General features: G+C 56.9%; 16 protein-coding genes. 8 read left to right on the top strand and 8 right to left on the bottom strand.

Annotated elements, in window-relative coordinates:
* Positions 1-88 precede the first annotated feature (88 nt).
* Positions 89-892 carry an inositol monophosphatase family protein gene (locus BGP77_RS06840; protein WP_108163965.1) on the bottom strand — a complete coding sequence of 268 codons (804 nt, stop codon included), beginning with the start codon at positions 890-892 and terminating at the stop codon, positions 89-91.
* A 311-nt stretch (positions 893-1,203) separates the two neighbouring features.
* On the opposite strand from BGP77_RS06840, the gene carA reads away from it, so the two are divergent.
* The 5 genes from carA to BGP77_RS06815 all read left to right on the top strand — a co-directional run bounded on the left by carA (position 1,204) and on the right by BGP77_RS06815 (position 7,719).
* The gene (gene carA / locus BGP77_RS06835) at positions 1,204-2,340 is read left to right on the top strand and encodes a glutamine-hydrolyzing carbamoyl-phosphate synthase small subunit (RefSeq protein ID WP_108163964.1); all 1,137 of its coding nucleotides are present in this window, start codon (positions 1,204-1,206) and stop codon (positions 2,338-2,340) included.
* Positions 2,341-2,418: 78 nt separating this feature from the next.
* Entirely contained in the window at positions 2,419-5,640 is a 3,222-nt protein-coding gene (carB, locus tag BGP77_RS06830; protein WP_108163963.1) for a carbamoyl-phosphate synthase large subunit, read from the top strand.
* Positions 5,641-5,763: 123 nt separating this feature from the next.
* Entirely contained in the window at positions 5,764-6,240 is a 477-nt protein-coding gene (gene greA / locus BGP77_RS06825) for a transcription elongation factor GreA (RefSeq protein ID WP_108163962.1), read from the top strand.
* A 73-nt stretch (positions 6,241-6,313) separates the two neighbouring features.
* Positions 6,314-6,757, top strand: coding sequence for an NfeD family protein (locus BGP77_RS06820; protein WP_108163961.1), 444 nt, complete (start codon positions 6,314-6,316; stop codon positions 6,755-6,757).
* 29 nt (positions 6,758-6,786) lie between these two features.
* Positions 6,787-7,719 (top strand): stomatin-like protein, encoded by a 933-nt coding sequence (locus BGP77_RS06815; protein ID WP_108163960.1) that lies wholly within the window; start codon positions 6,787-6,789, stop codon positions 7,717-7,719.
* Positions 7,720-7,804: 85 nt separating this feature from the next.
* Here the strand turns inward: BGP77_RS06815 and BGP77_RS06810 are convergent, their stop codons facing one another.
* The 6 genes from BGP77_RS06810 to BGP77_RS06785 all read right to left on the bottom strand — a co-directional run bounded on the left by BGP77_RS06810 (position 7,805) and on the right by BGP77_RS06785 (position 15,428).
* Entirely contained in the window at positions 7,805-9,937 is a 2,133-nt protein-coding gene (locus BGP77_RS06810; protein ID WP_108163959.1) for a TonB-dependent siderophore receptor, read from the bottom strand.
* A gap of 143 nt (positions 9,938-10,080) precedes the next feature.
* Positions 10,081-10,893, bottom strand: a complete 813-nt coding sequence (locus BGP77_RS06805; protein WP_108163958.1) for an ABC transporter ATP-binding protein — start codon at positions 10,891-10,893, stop codon at positions 10,081-10,083.
* Complete coding sequence (locus BGP77_RS06800) at positions 10,890-11,933, bottom strand: iron chelate uptake ABC transporter family permease subunit (protein WP_108163957.1); 1,044 nt, start codon at positions 11,931-11,933, stop codon at positions 10,890-10,892. The genes BGP77_RS06805 and BGP77_RS06800 overlap by 4 nt, the downstream gene beginning before the upstream one ends.
* On the bottom strand, positions 11,930-12,970 hold the full coding sequence (locus tag BGP77_RS06795; protein ID WP_108163956.1) for an iron ABC transporter permease: 1,041 nt from the start codon (positions 12,968-12,970) through the stop codon (positions 11,930-11,932). Before BGP77_RS06795 ends, BGP77_RS06800 begins: the two co-directional genes overlap by 4 nt.
* The gene (locus BGP77_RS06790; protein WP_108163955.1) at positions 12,967-13,959 is read right to left on the bottom strand and encodes an iron-siderophore ABC transporter substrate-binding protein; all 993 of its coding nucleotides are present in this window, start codon (positions 13,957-13,959) and stop codon (positions 12,967-12,969) included. Before BGP77_RS06790 ends, BGP77_RS06795 begins: the two co-directional genes overlap by 4 nt.
* Positions 13,960-14,096: 137 nt before the next feature.
* Entirely contained in the window at positions 14,097-15,428 is a 1,332-nt protein-coding gene (locus BGP77_RS06785) for a deoxyguanosinetriphosphate triphosphohydrolase (protein ID WP_108163954.1), read from the bottom strand.
* Between the two features lie 132 nt (positions 15,429-15,560).
* Here BGP77_RS06785 and radA point away from each other — a divergent pair, with 132 nt between their 5' ends.
* Complete coding sequence (gene radA / locus BGP77_RS06780) at positions 15,561-16,943, top strand: DNA repair protein RadA (RefSeq protein ID WP_108164387.1); 1,383 nt, start codon at positions 15,561-15,563, stop codon at positions 16,941-16,943.
* On the opposite strand, the gene BGP77_RS06775 is transcribed toward radA, so the two are convergent.
* Complete coding sequence (locus BGP77_RS06775; protein WP_108163953.1) at positions 16,940-17,230, bottom strand: PA4642 family protein; 291 nt, start codon at positions 17,228-17,230, stop codon at positions 16,940-16,942. The two genes, radA and BGP77_RS06775, sit on opposite strands and share 4 nt — an antisense overlap.
* Positions 17,231-17,494: 264 nt before the next feature.
* On the opposite strand from BGP77_RS06775, the gene BGP77_RS06770 reads away from it, so the two are divergent.
* Positions 17,495-19,207: an autotransporter assembly complex family protein gene (locus tag BGP77_RS06770; RefSeq protein WP_158269299.1), complete on the top strand. Its 1,713-nt coding sequence runs from the start codon at positions 17,495-17,497 to the stop codon at positions 19,205-19,207.
* Positions 19,207-23,886: a translocation/assembly module TamB domain-containing protein gene (locus BGP77_RS06765; protein WP_108163951.1), complete on the top strand. Its 4,680-nt coding sequence runs from the start codon at positions 19,207-19,209 to the stop codon at positions 23,884-23,886. The genes BGP77_RS06770 and BGP77_RS06765 overlap by 1 nt, the downstream gene beginning before the upstream one ends.
* Positions 23,887-23,935 lie beyond the last annotated feature (49 nt).

Genomic DNA, 23,935 nt, shown 5'->3' with positions numbered 1-23,935 from the left:
GGAGGCGTTACGAGGTAGCGTTAGATGCTACCAATCGTCGCACACTCCATCGTCTTTTGCACAATGAACAGAACGTTCATTCACAGAATTAAACGTCTGCTGACGCCAGTATCGCCTTCAATGGCTCGTGAATGCCGGGCGTGCTGATTAACCAATGACGCCCTTCCAACTCTTCCGGCAAGTCACCATCAATCGGCAAAAAATGACTCAGTGCCGCACCGGCTTCGCGCGCGACTAACTGACCGGCAGCGCCATCCCACGGACTGATCGATTCGTAGTAGGCGTCCAACCGGCCAGTGGCGACCCAACAGATATCCATGGCGGCCGAACCCAGACGGCGCACATCAGCGCACTCGACCAGAACCCGGCTCAGACGCGGCAGTAACTCAGCACGGGCGGCGCGATCGTAAGGAAACCCGGTGCCGACAATGGCGCGCGACAGGTCGGTCTTGTCGGACACCCGAATCGGCTGACCATTTAACCACGCACCTTGGCCGCGAATGGCGGTATAGCACTCGTTCAAAAAGGGGTTGTACACCACGGCAACCTGAGCCTCGCCCCGGTCGTACCAGGCAACGGAGACCGCCACCATGTTATGACCATGCGCGTAATTAACCGTGCCATCGATTGGGTCGATCACCCAGAGCGGCCCGTTTAACTGCGCATCGCTCAGTGACTGATTGCTCTCTTCCGCCAGAATGGCGTCGGTCGGATAACTGGCGGCGATGGCGTTGGTGATCAGTTGCTCTGACGCCAGATCGGCATCGGTCACCAACTCAATCCCCCCTTTAAAATCGGTATTCAGGTTGCCCACTTCGCGGCGCTTGCGGATTAATTGACCGGCCTGAACGGCCAAATCTTCAGTAAAGGACAGACGAGCATTCAACGACATGGTCGTTCCTCTGAAAGGCGTGATTCATGGCCCGGTTCGGTGGACAGCCAGGCTGTTTCTTGGGTAGAATCCCCGAAATTTGGGCACGGCACCCGGATCGCCGGCACAGCAAAATCAGACGTTTACGTCTACGCTGCTGAGCACAGGTCGCGACTTTGCACATCGCAAACGAATTCCGAGCGGGATGGAGGCTACTTCATCTCGCTTTTTTGCGAAAGAGGCTAGGACTTTCGTCCGACCGGTCAGGATGCTGCAACGAAATCGGTCCCGTTGCCCAGTCAGTCCATTCGTATCGAATAGAGGAACGGATCTTGAGTACGCCAGCCATACTTGCTCTCGCCGACGGTAGTCTATTCCGGGGGGTCAGTATTGGCGCTCCCGGTGAATCGATCGGCGAGGTGGTGTTCAATACCGCCATGACCGGTTACCAGGAAATCCTGACCGACCCTTCTTACGCCCGACAAATCGTCACCCTCACCTACCCGCATATCGGCAATACCGGCACCAACGATGAAGACAATGAGTCCGACCGCGTTTGGGCCGCTGGCCTGGTGATCCGCGACCTGCCTTTGCTGCATTCAAACTTCCGCAGCCAGGGTTCGCTGGGTGAATACCTGATCGACAACAACGTCGTTGCCATTGCCGACATCGATACCCGGCGCCTGACCCGTCTGCTGCGCGACAAAGGTGCTCAGGGCGCCTGCATCGTCGCGGGTGACAACATCGATGAGGCCGATGCACTGGCCAAAGCACGCGGATTCGCGGGCCTCAAAGGCATGGACCTGGCCAAAGAAGTCAGTGTTAAAAAGCCATACGACTGGCGCTCCGGCAGCTGGCAGCTGGGTGTCGGTCACAGCGAGAAAACCGAGGCGGACCTGAACTATCATGTGGTCGCATACGACTTCGGCGCCAAGCGCAACATCCTGCGCATGCTGGTTGATCGCGGCTGCAAACTGACCGTCGTTCCGGCGCAAACCCCCGCCAAAGACGTGCTGGCGCTGAACCCGGATGGCGTTTTCTTATCGAACGGACCGGGCGACCCCGAGCCTTGCGACTATGCCATTGAAGCCATTAAGCAGATCCTCGAAACCGACATTCCAGTGTTCGGCATCTGCCTCGGCCACCAGTTACTGGGACTGGCCAGCGGTGGTAAGACAATGAAGATGGCAACCGGCCATCATGGCGCCAACCACCCGGTGGAAACCATTGCTGATAAGACGGTGATGATCACCAGTCAAAACCACGGTTTCGCGGTCGATGGCGACAGCCTGCCGGGCAACGTCGAACTGACACACCGTTCGTTATTCGACGGCACTGTTCAGGGCATTCACCGCACCGACAAGGCGGCGTTCGGTTTCCAGGGTCACCCGGAAGCCAGCCCGGGCCCGCACGACTGCGCGCCTTTGTTCGACCACTTTATTGAATTGATGGATCACGCAAAACGCTGAATGGGAGACGCTGGACGCTAACTTGCGTCTCCCGTCTCCCATCAAGCGTCAAGCGTCACAAAGCGAAGCGACTGACCCATGCCCAAACGCACAGACATACAAAGCATTCTGATCCTCGGCGCTGGCCCCATTGTCATCGGCCAGGCCTGCGAATTCGACTACTCCGGTGCCCAGGCGTGCAAAGCCCTGCGCGAAGAGGGTTACCGCGTCATTCTGGTGAACTCCAACCCGGCCACCATCATGACCGACCCGGCCATGGCCGACGCCACCTACATCGAACCGGTGGTGTGGACCGAAGTCGCCAAGATCATCGAGCAGGAAAAACCCGACGCCCTGCTGCCCACCATGGGCGGCCAAACCGCGTTGAACTGCGCACTCGATCTGGAAAAACACGGGGTACTGGACAAATTCGGTGTGCAGATGATCGGCGCCAACGCCGACACCATCGACAAAGCCGAAGACCGTGAGCGCTTCGACAAAGCGATGAAAGCCATTAATTTGGAAACGCCGCGCTCCGGCATCGCCCGCTCCATGCAGGAAGCCTGGGACATCCTCGACTGGATCGGTTTCCCGGCCATCATTCGTCCGTCCTTCACCATGGGCGGCAGTGGTGGCGGCATCGCTTACAACAAAGAAGAGTTCGATGAAATCTGCGAACGCGGATTAGATCTGTCACCGACCAACGAACTGCTGATCGACGAAAGCCTGATCGGCTGGAAAGAATACGAAATGGAAGTGGTCCGCGACAAAGCGGACAACTGCATCATCGTTTGCGCCATCGAAAACTTCGATGCCATGGGCGTACACACCGGCGATTCCATCACCGTCGCACCCGCGCAAACGCTGACCGACAAAGAATACCAAATCATGCGCGACGCCTCCTTGGCGGTGCTGCGTGAAATCGGCGTGGAAACCGGCGGCTCCAACGTTCAGTTCGGTGTCGATCCGCAAACCGGCCGCATGGTGGTCATCGAAATGAACCCGCGCGTCAGCCGCTCATCAGCGTTGGCGTCGAAAGCGACCGGCTTTCCCATCGCCAAGGTCGCCGCCAAACTCGCTGTCGGTTACACGCTCGACGAGTTGCGCAACGAAATCACCGGCGGTGTCACCCCGGCGTCGTTCGAACCGAGCATCGACTATGTGGTCACCAAAATTCCGCGCTTCGCCTTCGAGAAATTCCCGCAGGCAAACGACCGGCTGACGACTCAGATGAAATCGGTTGGTGAAGTCATGGCGATCGGTCGCAACTTCTCCGAATCGCTGCAAAAAGCGCTGCGCGGTCTGGAAGTGAACGTCGGCGGTCTCGATGCCAAGGTCGACCTCAACGCCGAGGGCGCCATCGACACCATCGTACGCGAACTGAAAGAACCCGGCGCCGACCGCATCTGGTACATCGCCGATGCTTTCCGTGCCGATTTCAGCGTTGCAGAAGTACAGCGCTTAACCGGTATCGATCCGTGGTTTTTGGTGCAGATCGAAGACCTGATCAACGAAGAAAAAACGCTGTCCGAATCGGGCCTGAAAGACCTCGACGAAACCCGCATGCGCCAGCTGAAGCGCAAAGGTTTCTGCGACGAACGCCTGGCGCGTTTGGTCGGTGTCAGCGAACAGGAAGTGCGTAAAAAACGTTGGGCCCAGGGCGTCCGCCCAGTCTACAAGCGCGTCGATACCTGCGCTGCTGAATTCGCCTCAAGCACCGCCTATATGTATTCCAGTTACGACGAGGAATGCGAAGCCGCGCCGAGCGATCGCGACAAGATCATGGTGATCGGTGGCGGTCCGAATCGCATCGGTCAGGGCATCGAGTTTGACTACTGCTGCGTGCACGCATCGCTGGCGGCACGTGAAGATGGTTTTGAAACCATCATGGTCAACTGCAACCCAGAAACCGTCTCGACCGATTACGACACCTCCGATCGTTTGTACTTTGAACCGATCACACTCGAAGACGTGCTGGAAATCATCGAGCTGGAAAAACCCAAGGGCGTAATCGTTCAGTTCGGCGGCCAGACACCGCTGAAACTGGCACGCGATCTAGAAGCCGCTGGCGCACCGATCATCGGTACCGCACCGGATGCCATCGACCGCGCCGAAGACCGCGAACGCTTCCAGGTCATGGCCGACAAACTCGGCCTGTTGCAGCCTCAGAACGGCTTGGCACGCAGCCACGAACAGGCGCTGGCCGTGGCTGCCAATATCGGCTATCCGCTGGTGGTACGTCCGTCTTATGTGCTGGGCGGCCGGGCCATGGAAATCGTTTATGAAGAGAGCGAGCTCGAGCGCTACATGAAAGACGCGGTGCGCGTTTCCAACGACGCACCGGTCCTGCTCGACTACTTCTTGGATGCCGCCATTGAAGTCGACATCGATGCGGTCAGCGACGGTAAGCAGGTCGTCATCGGCGGCATCATGCAGCATATCGAACAAGCCGGCGTGCACTCGGGTGATTCCGCCTGCTCGCTGCCGCCTTACAGCCTGCCGCAAAAAGCGCTCGACCTGATCCGCGAACAGGTGACCGCTATGGCGCTGGAACTGAACGTGATCGGCTTGATGAACGTGCAGATGGCCTGGCAGGACGAGCAGCTGTACATCATCGAAGTGAACCCGCGTGCGTCACGGACCGTCCCGTTCGTGTCCAAAGCCATCGGTGTATCGCTGGCAAAAATTGCCGCTCAGGTGATGACCGGCAAAACACTCGCCGAACTGAACTTCACTCAGGAACTGATCCCGACCTATTACTCGGTGAAAGAAGCGGTGATGCCGTTTAATAAGTTCCCAGGTGTCGATCCGATTCTGTCGCCGGAAATGAAATCCACCGGTGAAGTCATGGGGGTGGGTGAAACTTTCGCGGAGGCTTATGCCAAAGCATTGCTCGGTGCCGGCACCCGCCTGCCCGAAGCCGGCAAGGTGATCGTTTCGGTTAAGGATCGCGACAAGAAAACCATCCTGCCGACGGCACGCGCTCTGGTCGAACTCGGCTTCGAATTGTGCGCCACCAGCGGCACCGCCAAGTTCCTGGAAGGTGAAGGCTTAAGCGTCAGTGTGGTGAACAAGGTGAAAGAAGGCCGCCCGCACCTGGTGGATATGATCAAAAACGGTGACATTGCCTTTATGATCAACACCACCGAAGGGCGTCAATCGATCATCGACAGCTCCGCTATCCGCCGTAGTGCATTGCAACACAAGGTTTACTACACTACGACGATGGCCGGTGCAGAGGCCTCGGTCATGGCATTAAAGTTCGCTCAGAACACCGCCGTGCGCCGCCTGCAACAACTGCACGAAAAGCACATCGCCTGATCGCCGGCTCCCGTACAATGAAAAAGGGCGCTGCGGCGCCCTTTTTGTTTGTGCTTTAACAGGCACCAACCCGAACCGAATACATGCCCCACCACCGGTGTGGCCCGAAACAGGACGATCCCGATGCAACGCCATCCGATGACACTCGAAGGCGAAATCGCCTTACAAAACGAATTGAAAGACCTGAAACAAAACAAACGGCCCGCTGTCATCAAAGCCATTGCTGAAGCCCGTGAGCACGGCGATTTAAAAGAAAACGCCGAATATCACGCCGCGCGTGAACAGCAAGGGTTTATCGAAGGCCGTATTCAGGAAATTGAAGGCAAGCTGTCGAACGCTCAAGTGATCAACATTCACGACATTCCGCACAGTGGCAAAGTGATTTTTGGCTGCACGGTCACCCTGCTTAACCTGGAAACCGATCAGGGCGTGACCTACAAAATCGTTGGTGAAGATGAAGCCAATGTGAAGGTCAATAAAATCTCCTTCAGCTCACCCATTGCCCGCGCGCTGATTGGCAAAGAAGAAGGCGACGAAGTCGTGGTAAAAACGCCCGGCGGAGATGTCGAATACGAAATCGAACAAGTCGAACACAAATAAGCAAGCCCCTTAATAAAACAATAACCAGCGCGTTCGCAAAGGCCATGCGGACGCCTAACACAAGGAAACCAGGATGAATGCCATCATCTGGATTGTTGTCGGCATCCTGCTGATTCTGTCTGAATTACTGGCCACCAGTGTGGTCGCTGTGTTTATCGGCCTCGGTGCCTTGGTGACCGGTATTTTGCTGTGGCTGGGTTGGATCGACAGTCTCACCTGGCAGTTATTAACCTTCAGTATTGTCAGCCTCGGCTCGCTGGTTGTTGCCCGCCGTCGTCTTAAAGCCTGGTTCGGTGGCTTCACCACTGATCAAGGCGAAAGCCACAGCGCTTTTCGCCAGGACCTGGGTGAACGCGTCACCGTAGAGCACGATTTCAACCAGGGCGCCGGCCGCGTCATTCTCAATGGCGTCGCCTGGGATGCTCTGAGCGACGACGACCTCAAAGCAGGCGATGTCGCCTGGGTTGTCGCCAACGAAGGCATCCGGCTCACTGTCAGTCGCCAGCGCCCGAACTGAATCCCCTCCCCATACAATAAGGACATCCCATGAACAGCTTTCTCGATATCGGCACTATTCTGGCGCTGGGTATTGCCCTCGCGGTTATCGTCGTCATTCTCAAAACGGCGCGCATCGTTCCACAGCGTTCCAATTTCGTCGTCGAGCGTCTGGGTAAATACTCCAAGACCCTCGACTCCGGTTTTCACATTCTGATTCCCTTCATCGACAAGGTTGCTTATCAACACACCTTAAAAGAAGAAGTGATCGACGTCGCCCAGCAGGATTGTGTCACCAAAGACAACATCCAGGTCGGCATCGACGGCGTGCTCTACATTCAGGTCATCGACGCGCACAAAGCCAGTTATGGTGTCGATAACTATCGCAACGCCGCGAGTCAGTTGGCCCAAACCACCATGCGTTCCGTGATCGGCCAGACCGACCTTGATAAAACGTTCGAAGAACGCGCCAAGATCAACGAGGTCGTGGTTCAAGCCTTGGACGAAGCCGCTGCGCCCTGGGGCATCAAAGTTCTGCGTTACGAAATTTCCGACATCGCTTTGCCGGAAAGCATTAAAGATGCGCTGGAACAACAGATGCGCGCCGAGCGTGAACGTCGCGCCGCCATCGCCAAATCCGAAGGTGAACGCCAGGCGATGATTAACGTTTCTGAAGGTCAGAAACAGGAAGTCATCAACCTGTCTGAAGGTGAGAAACTCAAGCAGATCAACGAAGCGGAAGGTCGTGCCAAAGAGATCGAACTGATCGCGGTTGCCACCGCCGATGGTCTGCGCAAAATCGCCTCCGCCATCCAGGAACCCGGCGGCAAAGATGCCGTCAGCCTGCGCATCGCCGAACAGTATGTCGGTGAATTCGGCAAGCTCGCCAAGACCAACAATACCCTGATTCTGCCTGCTGAACTGTCCAACATCGGCGGTGCGGTTGCAGGTCTGTCGGAAGTGTTGAAGAAGGCGGGTAGCTGAGTTTTTAGCACTTCCTATCAACACAAAAAAACCGGAGCCGAATGATCGACTCCGGTTTTTTATTGCGTTCCGTTAATCGACTTATTTACCAGTTATAGCTAACGGTGGCAGTGATTTCACGTCCGGGATTGTAGTAAATCGCGGACCCTTTGTTTGCAACATGCTGCTCATCCAGCAAGTTGCTAACATGAACTGAGAAATCGGTATTTTCAATCGGTCGATAACTCAATGAGGTATCAAAGATGACCGCCTCATCGCTTTTTACATCGTTGTCTTCTGAAAAGTAATAGGCGCCAACATATCGAGCACCCAAACCAACACCAAGGTCCAATTCCGGCATTTCATAGAAACCCCAAACCGAAGCAGTGTGATTCGGTGCTGTCGGTAACTCATTACCTTCTTTTTCTTCAGAGCCTTCACGACGTTCGATCTCAGACATCATATAAGAGTAGGCTGCTGTTATGCTCAGGTTGGCAGTAACTTCAGCTCTGGCTTCTAGATCAAGACCATGGACCTGGGATTCATCGATACTTTCACGTGTAATGCTGCCATCGCCACCAACAATAGCGATGCTGTCATTACCTATGGTCAACTGATAGACAGCAGCAGAGAACACCGCATTTATGTCAGCCGGCGAATACTTAGCACCCAACTCATACTGTTCTCCCCGTTCAGGCTCGGAGCCCACTTCTGGTGGCTCAACAGACTCAACCATACTGACGTAGGTGGATACTGAATCGTTAACGATATAAGTCAAAGCGCCTCGAAAAGAGAATTCCGAGAAATTATCTTCGGCATCTAAGGAACCGGTATAAGCGCTTTCGCCTTCTCGTGATATATCCAGCAGGTCGTTACGTAAACCAGCAGTCACAATGTATTGATCATTGATGGCGATGTCTTGCTGAACAAAAACGGCCAAGGAAGAGTAGTCCAGCGACTGTTCTTGATAAACCGACAAACTGGATGGCGCGCCAGAGTAACTGGGGTTATTCAGATCAATTGAGGTTGTGTCACCGTATACTGAGGTACTGCTGCTTGACGCATTGCGGTACTCAATACCAGCGGTCGTATTACTATCGAAGCGATTAAACTGCGCGCTATATTGGGTAATAATGTTACCGATCAGCTCTTGGGCTTCCGTATCACTTCCAAAATAGTCACGATCAACGACAGAACCTACTCGACTGTCACTATCGGTGATATAGACATAGCCAAAATCATCGGTTAGATCGCTATAGCGAATATTGCTTCTGAGCGTAAAACCATTTTCAAAATCATGACTAACCTGACCCGATACCGTTATACGTTCTACATCATGGAAGTTGTAATCCGGCTCCCCATAAAAATCGCTACGGTCGTATTCTTTATCAAATCCATAGCCACCACTGTTCGGCGTACTGTCAGTATTCAGGTAATCAACGATCACAGTCGCACTTGTGTTGTCGGTGGCATCCCAGGTTAAACCACCCATTACAAATCCAGTGTTATCGCGCGAATGGTCATATTCGCGTTCACTGTCTTTAACTTTACCCGTCAGTCGATAAGCCAGTGTTTCATCTTCGTTTAGGACGTTTCCAACGTCGACACCCGCTTCCACATGACTAAACGACCCCAGCGTCAGATACGTATCACTGAATCGCTCAAACCGGGGTTGTTTGCTGACGAAATTAATTGAACCGCCAGGATCGGCTGGTCCAAATAAGGTTGAATTGGCACCACGCAATACTTCAACGCGTTCGAAAGCATAAGGTTCTTCACGAACGCCACGCATAGAACCCAGCGTTAAACCATCACGGTATGTTGTCGCTTTGTAGCCGCGAATCTGGAAGTAATCATTGCGATCGTCGGTACCCCAATAGTCAGAAATGGCTCCCGCCGTATACTGCAAAACTTCCTCAGTCGTATTGGCATCACGCTGCTCAATTTCTTTTTGCGTAATCACCGACACTGAAGCCGGGGTATCAAGAATACTAGTAGCGACTTTGCCGCCGATCCAGAGTTCCTGAGCGACGGTGGATTCGGCATCGTCGTCGGCCTGCACCTGGGCGTTAACAATGATGGGTGCAAGACGGAAGGTTTCTTCTTCAGTTTCGTTCTCAGCCTGCTCGGCCTGAGCACTCAGCGGCGCAAACACCAACGGAGTACAATACAGCAGGACAGAGGTGGAACGTTGACAGCGAGTCCATGCTGAAATCATCCGGGGTTTGGGTTGGAACATGATAGACATCCTCAGTAGGCCGAGCATCAGAGGGATGCCTGCGGCCTGTTGGTTATCAGGGGTGTCATAGTGTGTAAGGAGGGGCTTACTTAGTCAATGCTAATGGGAATTATGCTCATTTTCATTAGCATTGACTTTTTATCTCAACTAGTGCCGAGCGACAAACGGTGCCGACCGATCGGTAACACCATCGGTTTGCCAGAAACCGGATCGATCATCACCTGGCTGCGCAGCCCGAATACCGATTCGATCATCGCTTCATTCAATATCGCCTCAGGCTCGCCGTGTGCGTACAGTTGCCCGCCCTGCACCGCCACTAACTGATCGGAATATCGCGCCGCCAGGTTCAGGTCGTGCAGCACCATAACGATGGTGGTACCCCGGCTTTGATTCAGATCGACCAGCAAATCCAACACTTCCACCTGATGGCTGACATCCAAAAAGGTGGTCGGTTCGTCCAACAGCAGCAACGCTGTTTCCTGCGCCAGCGCCATGGCGATCCAAACGCGCTGGCGCTGACCACCAGACAGTTCGTCGACATCGCGATCCATTAGCTCAGCGGTCTTGGTCACCTGCAACGCCTGGGCAACCGCTTCGTCATCACGAGCGCCCCAACGCGACATCAAACCGTGATGAGGATGACGCCCCCGGCTGACCAGATCAGCCACGGTAATGCCTTCCGGCGCGATCGGTGATTGCGGCAGTAGACCCAGCGTCTGGGCGAGTTCACGACTAGGTCGTTGATGCACCGACTTACCATCGAGCAACACCTGTCCATGCGTGGGTTTCAACAACCGCGACATGGTGCGCAACAGCGTCGATTTACCGCAGGCATTGGCACCCACAATGGAGGTAATGCGACCGGGAATAACATCGAGATTGAGACCATCCAAAATGGTCCGTTCGCCATAACCGGCCGATAAATTCTCAACCACCAAACGATGATCCAGCGTCACAACGAACCTCCCGCGCGGTTCACGCGAATGATCAGATAAATCAGATAGGGCGCACCCAACGCACCGGTAATGACGCCGACCGGATAACGGCTGGGCAATAAAAATTGTCCGACATAATCGCCCATCAATACCAGGCAAGCGCCGACCAAAGCCGATGGAATTAACAACGATCCTTTACTGCCGACAATGCGTGCCGCGATAGGCCCAGACAAAAAAGCAACAAAGGCAATGGGGCCGGTAACGGCCGTTGCCACGGCGATCATGCCAACCGCACTAACAATGACCATAACCCGGGTGACTCCCACCTTCACACCAAGCGCTGCAGCGGTATCATCACCCATGCGTAACGCATCCAGATCGCGCCGCCGGCTGAGCAGAAGGCCACCAAAAACCAGCAAAGAAACCAACACCGGCCAGGCCTGACTCAATTGCGCCGCATTCACACTGCCGGTCAGCCAGCGCATGGCTTCCTGCAAATCCCAGGCGGGGGCGCGCAGCAAAACATAGCCGATAAAACTCTCGATCATCGCCGCCACGCCAATACCAATCAGAATCAAGCGGCTGCCGGCGGCGCCGTTTTTAAACGATAACGCATAAACCAGTAACGCCACACCAAGGCCGGCCAACACCGAGAAAACGGTCACCACAGTGCCATCCCATTGCAGCACGACGATGGCAAAAACCGCTGCGGCACTGGCGCCTGAACTGACGCCAATAATGTCCGGACTGGCCAGTGGATTGCGCAACATAATCTGAAAGGCGACACCGCCCAGACCGAAACTCACACCCACCAGAATGGATAACACTGCACGCGGCAAACGTAGATGACCAACGGTAAAGCTGGCACCGGGAACCGGTTCTCCCAACAACACCCGCAGCACATCCAAAGGCGGTGTAAAAGATTGCCCCAACAGCAACGTCAGCGTGAAACCAACCAGTAAAATCAGCATAAAAATCAGCGCGATAGAACGCCAGCCCTGGCGACGTTTATGTCGCTGCGTAACAACACGCTCAAGCACATCTGTCTGAGTAATTGTCATAAATCACGCACTCGCTGACGACGCACGATCCAGATGAAAAATGGCGCACCGATAAAGGCAGTGACGATTCCGACTGCCAGTTCACTCGGTCGGGCCACCAGTCGCCCCACCACATCGGCCAGCAACAATAAACCCGAACCACTGAGCGCGGAGAACGGCAATAACCAACGATGATCAACACCGACCAATAACCGGCAAAGGTGCGGCACCACCAAACCGACAAAACCGATCGGTCCGCAGGCAGCAGTGGTTGCACCGCACAGCAGGATGGCACCCAGGCCAGCACTTAAACGCGCCAGCATGACGTTTTCACCCAGACCCGCAGCCAGCTCATCACCCAGCGCCAGGGTGTTTAATTTGCGCGCCGATAACAGGCTGATCACAAAGCCAACGATCAGAAATGGCAGCACTAAGAGGAGGGTATCGAAGGTAGCGCCACCAACGCCGCCCATCTGCCAGGAACGCACGCCGCCGGCGATATCATTACGCGGTAAAACCACAGCGATGGTGAAGCTGGATAAGGCAATGGAAGTCGCGGCTCCGGCCAGGGCTAATTTGAGTGGCGTTGCACCACCCAGACCGAGCGAGCCGATGGCATAAACAAAAACTGCGGTGATGCCGGCGCCGAAAATTGCTACCCAGACATAAGTATGTGCCAGGCTCATACCAAACCAGGCCAGCCCAATAACCACCGCTAGGGAAGCGCCGGTGTTGATGCCAAGAATGCCCGGATCGGCAAGCGGGTTACGAGTCACCCCCTGCATAATGGCACCGGCCAATCCCAGCGCACTGCCCGCAATGACGGCTAATAAAGTACGAGGAATACGGGTGGCGACGGCGGCGTCACCGACGCTATCAATCTGGCCCTGCAAAGCGGCCATAATTTCCGGCCAACTAACGTCGCGCGTGCCGACCGCTATCGATAAAAAACACAGCGCCAGCAAGACTAAAAGCAGCGCCAGTAAACCGGCCGATCGCAATAAAATATTCTGTTTAAAAGACGGCGTTGCGTCCTTCAAACCAGCAGGCGATGTCATTGCGCTTTGCGTGCGGCTTCGGCCAGCATGGCAACGTAATCATCCAGCACCCAGCCAATCGACAAGGGTGTCGGATTGGCAGCGGTACCAATCGGACCGTTGCCTAACATCACGACGGATTCGTTGGCGATGGCGCGCATTCTCGCCGTCAACGGATTCGCCTGCAGCGGTGCCAGCAGACTTTCATCACCGTAAGTCACAAAGATATCGACGTCGTTAAAGCGGTCGATTTGTTCAGCGCTGACTTCGCCAGAGAACTGTCCATCGCGACTGGCTTGCTCAACACTTTGTGGTGTGCGCAAACCCAGGTCGGCAAAGAATTTCACCCGGGTATCGTTGGCGGTATAAAAACGCACCAGGCTTAAATCGGTCGCATCCAGATGAGTAATAAACATGGCCGACTTGTCGTCGAGTTCCGGGTAGCCCGCTACGGTATCGGCAATCTGTTGTTCCAGTTGCTCGATCAAGACGTCCCCTTCAGCGGCCATACCCATGCCGGCGCTGTTGAAGCGGATCATCTCGCGCCAGTCGGTTGACCAGGGCGATTCCGGAAAAGGCACTACCGGCGCAATCAGACTGAGGGTGTCGTAGTCGGCCTGGCTGAGGCCGGAATAGGCCGCCAGAATGACATCCGGCTGAGTCATTGCCACGGCCTCGAAATCGATGCCGTCGCCTTCATCAAACAACACGGGCGTGGCGGCTCCGAGCTCGTTCAGACGCGCCTTCACCCAAGGCAGCAAACCGTCGCCATCGTCATCACCAAAATTGGCCGCCGCAAAACCGACCGGCACCACGCCCAACGCCAAAGGAACTTCGTGGTTGGCCCAGGCAACGGTAGCCACACGCTCGGGTTTTTCATCCAAGGTGGTGGTGCCGAAGGCGTGCTCAATTTCAATGGGAAAGCTTTGTTCCGCCGCTACCGACCAGGAAACCAGTAGGGTGACGGCAAAACACAGAATCAGGACAGGGTTGGGTAGTTGCAGACGCATAAGATGACTTCTATCGAATGAGTGTGAGTGCGATAACCGCAGCAACTCTAACGCCTCACCGTCAAGAGTCAATAATGATAATTACTTTCAATACGGCTTACACCGCATCGAACGCGGCATTCCCCCTTTAGAGCAACTCACACAAAATGCGGCTGCGACGGTCCACCAATCTGCCGCGCCAGGTAACTGGCGTAGTTGTCGGTCATACCGGCGATGTGATCAATCACGCGGTGATATATCGTCTCCAGCGAGCTTTGCGCAGTCGGTGCTTCATCGCCCATCAAGTCGAAAACGCGTTTGGCCCGGTAACTGAGTTGGCCGTGGTCGCCTTTGTTGTGCAACTCGAAACCGGCGGTGATAAAGGCCTGCAACAAGGTGCTCAACACAGCGTAGGCGCCAATCTCGGTTTCTGTTTTCTGGGTGTCGAGAAAGACCTTGGTGTAGGCCAGCGTCTTGGCGCGCTGAATGCCTTCTTGAATACGCGGCGGGCAACTGGCAATGAGGTCACCTTCGAAGGTGCCGGCGAGAATGGCGTCCTGTTGTTGGATAAAGGCATCGACCACCGCATCGACAATCACACCGATGGTTTTGCCACGCAGCGCTGCCAATTGACGGCCGGATGAGACGCCGTTGTCGCCGCCATCCAAATCCAGATCGGCACTGCCTTGAATGCTCTGAAATACATCGCGCACCTCTTCGAAATCGAGGATGTGCAATTCAACAGCGTCTTCCAGATCGATTAAGGCGTAACAGATATCGTCAGCCGCCTCCATCAGATAACTCAGCGGGTGACGCGCAAAACCGTACTCTCCGCGCGGTACCAGCCCCAATTGCGCCGCCAGTTTGTGCAGAATGGGCCGCTCCGGCTCAAAGCAACTGAACTTGCCTTTGGCGTTTGCGCCTGCGGCCGTCCAGGGATATTTGATCGAGGCGCCGAGCGTTGGATAGGTCAGCCGCAAGCCGCCGCGACCGAGGTGGTATTCCACCTGGGCGACGATGCGAAAACCCTGAGCGTTGCCTTCAAAATGGGTTAAATCGCGGCGTGTCGCATCGGACAGCGGTGCTAATAAATAGTCATTTTCCGGTTGTTTAAACCAATCCTGAATGGCGTATTCGCCGGCGTGACCAAAGGGCGGGTTGCCAATGTCGTGCGCCAGACAGGCGCTTTGTACGATCACGCCCAGATCATCCGGTTCGATAAAAGCGGGTAATTGATCGCGAATGCGCTCACCCACCCGAATGCCCAGGCTGCGACCAACGCTGCCCACTTCCAGGCTGTGGATCAGGCGATTATGCACATGATCGTTCTTTGCCAGCGGATGCACCTGCGTCTTGCCGCCAAGTTTGCGAAAGGCGCTGGAGAAGACGATGCGATCGTGGTCTTTATGGAAATGGCTGCGACCCAGCTCTTCGGCGTCGATGGCCTGATGGCCGTAGCGTTCAGTGGTCAGCAGTTGCGTCCAATCCATGATGATATCTCGTTCAAATAAAAGGGAATGATCCAGCAGCGCGGATGCGCTGGCAAGCCATCAACGTTTATGAGCGCCATGGGCTGTGTCAAACTGTTTCCTTTTTCGCAGCACCGTCAGAGGCATCCTTTCTTGGCCAAAAGCAAAGTTCAATTCGTCTGCAGCGAATGCGGCGCCGACTATTCCAAATGGCAGGGCCAGTGCACTGAATGCAAAGCCTGGAACACGCTCAAAGAATTTCGTGAGGCCACCGGCGCAGCAGCGCGCCAACCCAACTTCACCGATAACCGCGATGGCTTTGCCGGTTCGCGTTCGCGCATTCAGAAACTGTCCGATGTCGATCTGGCCGAACAGGCGCGCATCGCCACCGGCATGAGCGAATTTGATCGCGTGCTCGGTGGTGGTCTGGTGGGTGGCAGCGCGGTGTTGATCGGGGGGCATCCCGGCGCCGGCAAATCGACGTTGCTGCTGCAGACGCTGTGTCACCTGGCGCGGCAGTTGCCGGTGCTTTATGTTTCGGGCGAAGAGTCGGTGCAACAGATTGCGCTGCGTGCCAAACGCCTGAACTTGCCGATGGATGACCTGTCGATTCTGGCCGAAACCTCTGTAGCGAGCATCACTGAAACGGCCAAAGAGGTCGCGCCGAAAATTCTGGTCATCGACTCCATTCAGGTGATGCACGCGCCGGATGTCGAATCGGCACCCGGTTCAGTGTCGCAGGTGCGCGAGTCGGCTGCCTGGCTGACACGCTTTGCCAAACAGACCGGTACAATACTGATCATCGTCGGACACGTGACGAAAGATGGCAGCCTGGCCGGGCCGAAAGTGCTGGAGCATATGATCGATGCGTCGGTGATGCTGGAAAGCTCGGGCGACAGTCGTTTCCGCACCTTGCGCGCCATTAAAAACCGGTTCGGCGCGGTCAACGAACTGGGCGTTTTTGCGATGCTCGATTCCGGTTTGAAAGAGGTGAAAAACCCCTCGTCGATCTTTTTGAATCAAGGCAGCGAAGAAGCGCCGGGTTCCGTGGTTACGGTGGTTTGGGAAGGCACCCGGCCGCTGCTCATTGAACTGCAGGCGTTGGTCGACGGCACCAGCATGGGCCATCCGCGGCGCATTGCGGTGGGTCTGGATACCAACCGACTGAGTTTGATTCTGGCAATATTGAATCGTCACGGGGGCGTCTTCACCGGCGATCAGGATGTGTTTTTGAACGTGGTGGGCGGCGTGCGCGTCACCGAAACCAGCGCCGACCTGGCCACGCTGCTGGCGGTGCTGTCGAGCTTGCGCGATAAACCCTTACCGAGAGATTGGGTGGTGTTCGGTGAGCTGGGTTTGAATGGCGAATTGCGACCGGTACCTAACGGTCAGGAGCGCTTATCGGAAGCGGCCAAGCATGGCTTTAAGAAGGCCATCATGCCCAAGGCCAACATGCCGAAAAAATCGATTGAGGGTATGACGGTGATCGGCGCCCAGCGTTTGGATGAAGTGCTGGCCGCCTTGCAGGATCTTTAGCGAATCGCTTCGCCGCGCAGCACTTTCACGTAGTCTTCGGACTGGCGATGCTGTTGGATGATGTCGGTCAGTGTTTTGCCTTCCAGGTTCGTGGCCTGAAGGTTACGGCCCTGATCGCGAAACAACTGAACGAACCGTTCAAACGTTGTTTCGTTCATGCGGGTATAAGCGCGGTAAAGGCAATGGAAATCCGGGTCGGTGCCGTCGTATGTTTTGAAACCCAAATATTCCGCCAGATGCTCCTCGCTCCAGGTTTCGCCTTCAACACGTTGCTTATCTCGTTTCATGGGGTGCCTCTATCGCGTCGGCGGATACTATTTATCCATGGCAGTCAGTGAAAGCTGACCAAAGCCGGGCATTCTAAAGTTATAGTTAGGTTGGGTGAAATGCTCTATTGGAATAAATACACCCGCCAGCGCTATATACGTTGTCTTCAGGCCGGGTTCAGGCAAGCTGGCAACACGACAGAGCACCACACATTGTTACCGCAAAAGGGGTCAATCATTACAGCCTTACGTTTCCTGGCGACCGTTCTCGGCGTCGCGCTGCTAATGATGGCCAGTCTGGCCGACGCAGAAGAGTTACCGCGTATCGGTCGCTCCGATCTGACTCTGTCTCCGAAAAACCGCAGCCTGGAAGGCGAATTGCTCGATCAGCTGCGCCAGTATCGCGATTCCCTGCGCGCCATCAACCTGGCCCCGCGCTCCAACCGTCTGGCCCAAGGCGAACGCCAGCGTATGATTCAATGGCTCGATTCACGCGGTTACTACGACGCCGAAATTTTGCATCGAGTGGAAGAGACCGACAGCGGTGAACGGCTCAGCTATCGCATTGATACCGGACCGCGCTATGAAGTCTTATCGGTCGATATCCAGGGCGTGACCGTCGAACCGCCCAACGACTGGCCACAAGCCCGCGAAGGCGAACCGCTGGATGCTGAAACCATTCTGTCGGATCAATCCAGCCTGCAATCCATTGTCGATGATCAGGGCTGTTACTTTCAGTTATCGGTCAGTCACGAGGTGCGCCTGGTGCCCGGCGAATCCGGTGGACGGGTGCGTTATCGGGTGAACGCCAGTCAGCCATCGCGCATCGGCGACATTCAATTTAAAGGTGCAGACGACATCAGCCAGGCGTATCTGCGTCGGCAAACCGATCTGGATACCGGTGCCTGCTTCCGCCGCGCCGACATCGACCAAGCCGTCATCAACCTCTACCAGACTCAACTCTTTGCCACCGTGCGCCGCTCACTGACGCGCGATGATGCGGGCCAGGTCAATGTCACCTTTGAGGTGATCAAGCGCTCTCCACGGACCATTCGTGCCGGTGTCGGTTGGGATACCGATCAAGGCTTCGGTCTGACACTGGGTTGGGAACACCGCAACCTGGCGCATCGCGCTCAATGGCTGGAACTGGGCACCAGCCTGCAAGAAGAGCGGCAAAGCGCCAATGTGAAACTGACGCTGCCGGGCTTTCTCGAAGCCCGGAACACCCTCACGGTTAACAACACCGTGACGCATGAGACGCCCGACAACGAGGAGTATTACATCTACGAAAGCCGCGCCACCATCGACCGCCAGGCCTCCAGCCGTGACACCTACAGCTACGGCTTAGCCTACCGCCACAGTGACGAACGGGTGGGCGATGATTGGGAAACCTTCAGCCTGGCGCGGGTACCGCTGGCGTACGAATACGACGGTTCAGCCGGCAGCCTCAACCCCGTTGACGGCATGCGCTATAACGTCGGCGCCGAACAGGTGTGGAGTCTGTCGGGCTCAAGCGACCCGTTCTGGATCGGTACGCTGGGCTGGTCAGGCTTTACCCCGGCTGGCGACGATCTGGTAATTGCCACCCGCATAGAGTGGACCTCGTTATGGCCGCTGCGTGACAGCGCTGATCTCGACACCGCACCACCCTCGGATCGCCTATTGGCTGGCGGCGGCGGCTCGGTGCGCGGCTATCCCTACCGCTCCATCGGTCTCAACGGCAGCGAAAACAGTGGCACTCAACAATGGCAAGGCAGCCTGGAGCTGCGCGGCAACCTGAGCGACAACTGGGGGTTGGTGCTGTTCGCCGATACCGCCAGCGTCAGTGAAAGCTGGGACCCGACCGATAACAGCCAACAGTGGTTCAGCGGCGCGGGCATTGGTGTGCGCTATTTCACCCGATTCGCGCCCATTCGCATCGATGTCGCCATGCCGTTGGATCAGCGTGAAGACGATCCAAATTACCAGCTCTACATCAGCCTGGGGCAATCGTTCTGATGGCCTGGCGATTGCGCAAAGGCGCGGCGCGCGCCTGGATGATTGGCCTGGGCAGCCTGCTGGGCCTGTTGCTGACGTTGATTCTCGTCATCGCCTGGCTGCTGGCCAGCGAAAGTGGCCGATTGACGTTGCTCGGTCAGGTTGAGCACTGGCTGCCTCGCGTCACGCCGTTCAGTCTGCAAACCGAAGGCGCGCGTGCACCGGAGATTGGCGATTGGCGGTTTGAGCAACTGAGTTGGCAAACCGGCAGCGATGGTGTGGCGGTGGACGCCGAAAACCTGAGCCTGCAATGGCGGCCTCGTTATCTGTGGCAACGGCGACTGTGGATTGACGAACTCACGGCTGATCGTCTCGACGTGACAATTCCCCAGACCGAGGCATCCGAACCCGACGAATCGAGTGGCGGCATCCCGGATGTCTCCGCGCTTTGGTCGCAACTGCCCTCCGCACGACTGGATCAGTTAGTCATTCAAGGCCTGAGCGTTGAACACCCCAGCCTGCCCGCGCTGCAAGCCACGGCGGTTGGCGAGCTGGCCATCAACTGGGGCAGCTGGCCTGCCCGCCTGGAATTAATACTCAGCGAGGGCAGCCAGAGCGCGCTCATCGTCGATGTGAATGTGGATGCCGTCGATGCCCTGCGCATCCAGGGCCGCTTAAACGCGCCGGCTGACAGCGCCTGGGCGCAAGCTTTCGAATGGCCACTGGAACAAGATTTAATCGGTCACTGGGACCTGGAACTGAGCCAGAACCAAGGCCAGCTCCAGGCTCGCATCGACACCCTGTCGTTGCCCTGGCGCGAACAATCACTGCGCGCCGAAGGCGGCATCAGTCTGAATCCAAACAACGGCCGGCTGTTTTTCTCGGAATTCGAACTCAGCGCTGACGGCCAGCCGGCGCGGCTGCACGGTTTCGTCCAGGCCGACCGCGCCGACCTCAACCTGAATGCCGACGCCTTACCGCTGGCGCTGGTGCAACCCTGGTTACCCATAACCGGTCTGGATGGCGCCCTGTCGATAGACGGCCGCTTAACCGGCGGTTGGCGCGCACCGCGTTTTGCCGGCAATGCGGCATTCGACGGTCAGTGGCAAGACGAAACCCTGCACATCAACACCCGTTCCAGCGCCACCCGCAACGCCATCACCCTCGATGAATTTGACGCCCAATGGGGGCCAGCCGAGTTAAGCGTAATGGGTCGCGTCGACTGGGTTGGCCAACGCCTCGATCTTACCTTTGAAGGCGAAGGCCTCGCCGATCGTCATTGGCGTTACTGGGTCCCAGCCTGGCCCAGCAACATTCACATTACCGACGCGGAGGTGAATGGCAGCATCAATGGCCCGCTGCGCCAGCCGGTATTGACCGCTGAGGTCAGCGCCGACGGCGCCTACAAAGACCAAGGCCTGCAATTACAGACGCCCGTCCGGTTAACGCGCACGCAACTGACCCTGGCCGATGTCCAGCTCGATTCCGATCTGGGCGGCGTGACCGGCGACCTGAACATCAACTTTCGCGATGCGACTTTGCGCGCCGACAGCCGCTTCACCGATGTCCACTCCGACTGGTTGCCCGTCTTCGGCGCCGCCTTACCCGGCGATCACGACTGGCAGGTAAACGGTCAGCTCAGCTGGAGTGGTGCGTTGCGAAACCCCGACGCCACCGGCACGGTGGAACTGAATGGCCAATGGCAAGATCAGTCGCTGAACGGCGACATCGCGGTTGAACGGTTGAACCTGCATCAAGTCACACTGGCTGACAGTCGGCTGTCCCTGGGCGACGCCCAGACCGGTTTATCCGGCCAGGTTCATTGGCAACAACGCACTCTGGATCTGAACGCCACTCCGCAAGGCATTAGACTGGCGAGCATTCGCCCCTTCACACCGCCGTGGCCGACGCTGCTGGATGAATTAAGCGGACAGATTGACGGTCAGCTCAGACTGATCGGGCCTTGGACGCATCCGCGACTGGTGTCTGACCTGGTGTTAACGGGCGACTGGCAGGATTTGCCGCTCAGCGCCGATCTTGATGTTCAGGCCCAGCAACGCGACCGCTGGCAGATCAATCACGCCGGTCTGCACTGGGGCGACGCCGAAGTGCACTACAAAGGCTGGGTGGAACCCTTCACGCCAGCACTCGAAGGCGCGTTCGACGTCAGCCAGTTGACGATGGCACAACTGCAATCGCTGCCCCTGTCGCTGCCCGACCCCTGGGAGCAGCTCAGCGGCACCGCCAACGCCCAGGGGCAAATCAGCGGCGACCTGTTGCGGCCGCAGTTATCCAATACCCGAGTGAGCTTTGACGGCGCCATCGACCGCACGCCTTTGCAACTGGATGCCGACCTGACACAAGCCCGTGTTGCAGCAGCAGACATCGAACAGTTTCAGTTGCGCTCCGGCAACGCCCGGCTCACGCTCGCGGGCCGGTTAGACTGGACCGATAAAGCCATCGACCTGCAAGCGGAGCTGAACAATCTCGATTGGGCACGCGTTGAACCCTGGATGCCCGAGGGCATCAGTCAGTCGTTTTCAACCCTGACCGGTGAAGCCTCCGGCCAGCTCAACGCCCAGGGTCGCTGGCCACAGTTAACGCTCGATGGCGAATTAACCGCCGGTGGTCGCTATCGCAATGAAGGCTTTCAACTGAACTGGCGCGGCCAGGGTGAATGGGCCAACGAACTCGGCCACAGCCTCAGTCTGAACTGGGGTGATACCCACCTGGACGGGCTATTGAACAGCCGCGGCGATGAGATGGATGGTGAACTGAGTGTGGCCAATCTCAGCATCGCACAATTGCGCGCCTTGGGTGTGCCATTGGAAGCCGGCGTGACGGGTCAGCTCAACGCCGACCTGGGCGTCACTGGCACACTGGAAGACCCGGAACTCGACCTGCAATTGCAGGGCGCCGGCCGCTGGCAACCTGCCAGCATTGGGCTGACCAACCCCACCGACTGGCGCATCAATCTGAATGGCCAGGGCCGCCGCGACGACTGGCAACTGCAGCAGGCCGAAGCCGATCTGGGCAGCGCCGGTCGATTAATGATCAGCGGGTCGGGCTCGATGGAAGAGCTGACTCTGAACGGCGAGGTGAACATCACCGACAGCCGCTACTGGCTGGCCAATCGACCGGAGTGGAGCGGCGAGTTAGAAGGCGGCTTCGAAGTAAGTGGCACCGCCGAAGAGCCGATGGTCAGCGCCCGTTTCGATTGGCGCTCCGATCGTTGGCCGCTGACGATGAATCTTAATCTGAGCACCGAAGACGGCGAACACCGGCTCAGCGCTCAGCTGAGCGAAGAAGATACCCAACGTTTAAGCGTCTCTGTACAGACCGCCCAAACCGCGCTGAGCGACTGGCAAGGCGAACCGACCGACCGTCCGTTCAATGCCGAACTGCATTTTGATACCGACTCCACGGTTTTCGACCCCTTCTTCCAGGGACGCCCCGATCAGGATTTCACCGGCGACCTCGAAGGCCGGTTGAGCATTGAAGGCAGCCTGTCCCGGCCGCAATGGAGCGGCGAAGTCAGCTTGGCGGACGGTCGTTACGAAAACGCCACTTACGGCGCTGTGCTGTCGGACATGAACGGCAACCTCAGCGCCAACAACCGCACCTTGCAACTGGAGCTGAACGCGTCCGATGACGGCGGCGGCCGGGTGGAACTCGGTGGAACGGTAGTGTGGCCGGAAGACCGCGCTGTGTGGTGGATGCCCGAACTCGACCTGGCGATGAACACCCGCAACGCGCACTTGCTGCGCCGCGCCGATATGGACGCCAGTGTCAGCGGCGAAGTCAGTGTGACCGGCCCCTGGCGCGATCTGACCGCTGCGGGCAACGTCGAAGTCTCGCCATTGACCATTCAGCTGAATTCACTGCTGCAAAGCGGCGCGCCCAGCCTGAACGTGGTACGCAGCAATGGCGACAGTGAGGCGGACGACGAAGAGGACGATGCCGAACCTCGTTTGCTGGCACCTCAAGGTCAATGGCAGGTACGCCTGCGGGCCGATCGCCGTGCGCAGATTTACGGTCAGGGACTGGAAGCCGAACTGTCCGGTGAACTGGATCTGACCGATGAATTAGCCAGCCCGAGTGTGGGCGGTCGTTTCGAAGTCATTCGCGGAACCTACACCGCCTTCGGCAAAATCTTCCAAATCACCGACGGTACGATTCAGGTTCAGGGCAGTCAGATTTTTCTCGATATCACCGCCACCTATTCCAACCCAGAGCTGGACGTGGAACTGCACATCACCGGCACCCAGGACAAACTGAACCTGACACTGACCTCGTCGCCACCGCTGGCGAACGACGAATTGCTGGCCCGGCTCTTGTTCGGCACCACGCTGAACGAAATGACCGCGGTTCAAGCCTTCCAGCTGGCCACGGCCTTGAACAGTTTGCGCGATCCGAATTCCGGTCTGGACCTGTTCGGCACCACCCGCGAACTGCTCGGTCTGGATTCGCTGTCACTCGACAGCAACACCAATGAAGCCGGCGAAACGGCGGTCAACGTGCAGGCGGGCAAGTACCTGTCAGACCAACTCTATTTGCAGGTCGAGTCGGGCGTGCGCACCGAGCAAAGCTTTTCTGGCCGACTGCAATTCCAGGTCACGCCCCAGGTCAGTCTGGAGTTGTATACCAATGGCCAGTATGGCTCGGGTGGGCTGGAGTTGAACTGGAGTGAGGATTATTAGGGCGCCGTTGGCGGCGCCCGGAAAACGCTGGATAGCAGCGACCGGCTGG

The sequence above is a fragment of the Saccharospirillum sp. MSK14-1 genome (assembly GCF_003054965.1).
Classification (GTDB): domain Bacteria; phylum Pseudomonadota; class Gammaproteobacteria; order Pseudomonadales; family Natronospirillaceae; genus Saccharospirillum.
Note: the sequence above shows the minus strand (reverse complement) of the source record. Positions and strands in the feature narration are given on the sequence as shown.

Bases quoted from the DNA above. Each gene is read 5' to 3' on its own strand.
- BGP77_RS06840 (WP_108163965.1), bottom strand. From the start codon at position 892: ATGTCGTTGAATGCTCGTCTGTCCTTTACTGAAGATTTGGCCGTTCAG.
- carB (WP_108163963.1), top strand. From the start codon at position 2,419: ATGCCCAAACGCACAGACATACAAAGCATTCTGATCCTCGGCGCTGGC.
- greA (WP_108163962.1), top strand. From the start codon at position 5,764: ATGCAACGCCATCCGATGACACTCGAAGGCGAAATCGCCTTACAAAAC.
- BGP77_RS06820 (WP_108163961.1), top strand. From the start codon at position 6,314: ATGAATGCCATCATCTGGATTGTTGTCGGCATCCTGCTGATTCTGTCT.
- BGP77_RS06815 (WP_108163960.1), top strand. From the start codon at position 6,787: ATGAACAGCTTTCTCGATATCGGCACTATTCTGGCGCTGGGTATTGCC.
- BGP77_RS06810 (WP_108163959.1), bottom strand. From the start codon at position 9,937: ATGTTCCAACCCAAACCCCGGATGATTTCAGCATGGACTCGCTGTCAA.
- BGP77_RS06800 (WP_108163957.1), bottom strand. From the start codon at position 11,933: ATGACAATTACTCAGACAGATGTGCTTGAGCGTGTTGTTACGCAGCGA.
- BGP77_RS06795 (WP_108163956.1), bottom strand. From the start codon at position 12,970: ATGACATCGCCTGCTGGTTTGAAGGACGCAACGCCGTCTTTTAAACAG.
- BGP77_RS06790 (WP_108163955.1), bottom strand. From the start codon at position 13,959: ATGCGTCTGCAACTACCCAACCCTGTCCTGATTCTGTGTTTTGCCGTC.
- BGP77_RS06785 (WP_108163954.1), bottom strand. From the start codon at position 15,428: ATGGATTGGACGCAACTGCTGACCACTGAACGCTACGGCCATCAGGCC.
- BGP77_RS06775 (WP_108163953.1), bottom strand. From the start codon at position 17,230: ATGAAACGAGATAAGCAACGTGTTGAAGGCGAAACCTGGAGCGAGGAG.
- BGP77_RS06770 (WP_158269299.1), top strand. From the start codon at position 17,495: ATGATGGCCAGTCTGGCCGACGCAGAAGAGTTACCGCGTATCGGTCGC.
- BGP77_RS06765 (WP_108163951.1), top strand. From the start codon at position 19,207: ATGGCCTGGCGATTGCGCAAAGGCGCGGCGCGCGCCTGGATGATTGGC.